This is a genomic window from Microbacterium testaceum (assembly GCF_001476655.1).
Lineage (GTDB): Bacteria > Actinomycetota > Actinomycetes > Actinomycetales > Microbacteriaceae > Microbacterium > Microbacterium testaceum_C.
Genome location: NZ_LDRT01000253.1, coordinates 1 through 733 on the forward strand (window position 1 = coordinate 1; position 733 = coordinate 733).

At 64.8% G+C, this 733-nt stretch carries 1 pseudogene; it reads right to left on the minus strand.

Annotated elements, in window-relative coordinates:
* Positions 1-175: 175 nt before the first annotated feature.
* A pseudogene (locus tag NS220_RS18815) lies at positions 176-733 on the minus strand (aminotransferase class III-fold pyridoxal phosphate-dependent enzyme); the annotation flags it as partial.

The following is a 733-nucleotide window of genomic DNA, read 5'->3' on the forward strand; positions in this document are numbered from 1 at the left end:
TGATGTTGTTGTAGTTTGTCTTTGCGATAGTGGGGTTCGTTGTGTACCCCCTGCTGGCCCGTCTCAACGGGCTTTCCATCTTCCAGTTCTTCACCGTGGTGTTTTTTTTTCAAGCAGTAGGCTGCATACGCTGTTTCTGCCTGTCCCGTGGGCTCGGGAATGTGTATAAGGGAGAGCCCTTGGCGAAGGTGATGAGGTCGGGGGTGACATCGAACGCGTCGATCGCGAACCACTCGCCGATGCGCCCGAAGCCCACCATCACCTCGTCGGCGATGTAGACGATGCCGTACTTGTCGCACAGGGCGCGGACGCCCGGCAGGTAGCCCGGCGGCGGCACCAGCACACCGTTGGTGCCCACGACCGTCTCGAGGATGATCGCACCGATCGTCGACGCGCCCTCGAGGATGATCGTCTGCTCGAGGTGCTCCAGTGCCCGAGCCGTCTCCTCGGCCTCGTCCGCCGCGTGGAACGCCGAGCGGTAGGCGTAGGGGCCGAAGAAGTGCACGACCGAGGCGTCGGCCGGCTCGTTCGCCCAGCGGCGCGGGTCGCCCGTCAGGGTGATCGCGGTCGAGGTGTTGCCGTGGTAGCTGCGGTACATCGCCAGCACCTTGCGCTTGCCCGTGACCAGGCGCGCCATGCGCACCGCGTTCTCATTGGCATCCGCTCCGCCGTTGGTGAAGAACACCTTCGACATGCCCGCGGGTGCGACCTCGGCGATGCGGCGGGCGAGCTC